This is a genomic window from Streptomyces sp. NPDC055140 (assembly GCF_053607285.1).
In genome coordinates this window covers 1-1,824 of record NZ_JBSGTG010000166.1, presented here as the reverse complement: position 1 = coordinate 1,824, position 1,824 = coordinate 1, and the positions used below count along the sequence as shown (strand labels likewise).

At 69.2% G+C, this 1,824-nt stretch carries 2 protein-coding genes; both read right to left on the bottom strand.

Translation table 11 applies throughout. From position 1 onward, the window contains the following. On the bottom strand, nucleotides 1-963 hold the full coding sequence (locus ACWFR4_RS48665; RefSeq protein WP_453466718.1) for an electron transfer flavoprotein subunit alpha/FixB family protein: 963 nt from the start codon (nucleotides 961-963) through the stop codon (nucleotides 1-3). 61 nt (nucleotides 964-1,024) lie between these two features. Continuing rightward, nucleotides 1,025-1,810 (bottom strand): electron transfer flavoprotein subunit beta/FixA family protein, encoded by a 786-nt coding sequence (locus tag ACWFR4_RS48660; protein WP_453466720.1) that lies wholly within the window; start codon nucleotides 1,808-1,810, stop codon nucleotides 1,025-1,027. Nucleotides 1,811-1,824: the final 14 nt, after the last annotated feature.

Sequence of the window (1,824 nt, the reverse complement as noted above, 5' to 3'; positions counted from 1 at the left end):
TCAGCCCTTGCGGGTGTTGACTTCCTCGGTGAGCTGGGGGACGACGTCGAAGAGGTCGCCGACGACGCCGTAGTCGACGAGGTCGAAGATCGGGGCCTCGGCGTCCTTGTTGACCGCGACGATGGTCTTCGAGGTCTGCATGCCGGCCCGGTGCTGGATCGCGCCGGAGATACCGTTCGCGATGTACAGCTGCGGGGACACGGACTTGCCGGTCTGGCCGACCTGGTTGGAGTGCGGGTACCAGCCCGCGTCCACCGCGGCACGCGAGGCGCCGACCGCCGCGCCCAGGGAGTCGGCGAGGGCCTCGATGATCGCGAAGTTCTCCGCGCCGTTGACGCCACGGCCGCCGGAGACCACGATCGCGGCCTCGGTCAGGTCCGGACGCCCGGTCGAGGCACGCGGCGTGCGCGCGGTGACCTTGGTGCCCCTGGCCTGGTCGGAGAACGTCACCGTCAGGGCCTCGACGGTGCCGGCCGCCGGGGCGGACTCGACCGGGGCACTGTTGGGCTTGACGGTGATGACCGGGGTGCCCTTGGAGACACGGGTCGTGGTGGTGAACGAGGCGGCGAACGCCGACTGGGTGGCGATGGGGCCCTGCTCGCCGGCCTGGAGGTCGGTGGCATCGGTGATGACACCCGACCCGATCCGCACCGCCAGACGCGCCGCGATCTCCTTGCCCTCCGCCGAGGACGGCACCAGCACCGCGGCCGGGGACACGCTGTTGCAGGCGGCCTGCAGCGCATCCACCTTCGGCACGACCAGGTAATCGGCGTACTCGGACGCGTCATGCGTCAGGACACGGGTCGCGCCGTGCTCGGCGAGGGTGGCGGCGGTGTCGGCGGCACCCGCACCCAGCGCCAGGGCGACGGGCTCACCGATCCGGCGGGCCAGCGTCAGCAGCTCAAGGGTGGGCTTGCGGACGGCACCGTCCACGTGATCGACGTAGACCAGAACTTCAGCCATGGGACTTCTTCTCTCCTGCGTGCGAAAGATGAGGACAGGGGGGCGATGCGGACAGGCGGGGCTAGATGAACTTCTGGCCCGCGAGGAACTCGGCGAGCTGCTTGCCGCCCTCGCCCTCGTCCTTGACGATCGTGCCCGCGCTGCGCGCCGGACGCTGAGCCGCCGCGTCCACGACCGTCCACGCACCCGCCAGACCCACCTCGTCGGCCTCCAGGCCCAGATCCGACAGGTCCCAGGACTCGACCGGCTTCTTCTTCGCCGCCATGATCCCCTTGAACGAGGGGTAACGCGCCTCGCCCGACTGGTCGGTCACCGACACCACCGCCGGCAGCGAAGCCTGAACCTGCTCCGAGGCCGTGTCACCGTCACGACGACCCGTCACCACACCACCCTCGACCGACACCTCCGACAACAGCGTCACCTGCGGCACACCCAGCCGCTCCGCCAGCAGCGCCGGCACCACACCCGCCGTGCCGTCCGTCGAGGCCATACCGGAGACGACCAGATCGAAACCGGCCTTCTCGATCGCCTTCGCCAACACCAGCGACGTGCCCACGATGTCCGTGCCGTGCAGATCGTCGTCCTCGACATGCACCGCCTTGTCCGCACCCATCGACAACGCCTTGCGCAACGCGTCCTTCGCGTCCTGCGGACCCACCGTCAACACGGTGATCTCCGCATCGTCCGCACCGTCCGCGATCTGCAACGCCTGCTCGACCGCGTACTCGTCCAGCTCCGACAACAGCCCGTCCACATCATCACGGTCCACCGTCAGGTCATCAGCGAAATGCCGGTCCCCCGTCGCATCCGGCACATACTTCACGGTGACAACGATCCTCAAGCTCACGCCGGCTCTCCTAC

What these genes read in the sequence shown, in the direction of transcription:
- ACWFR4_RS48665 (WP_453466718.1), bottom strand. Translation starts at nt 963, where the DNA reads ATGGCTGAAGTTCTGGTCTACGTCGATCACGTGGACGGTGCCGTCCGC.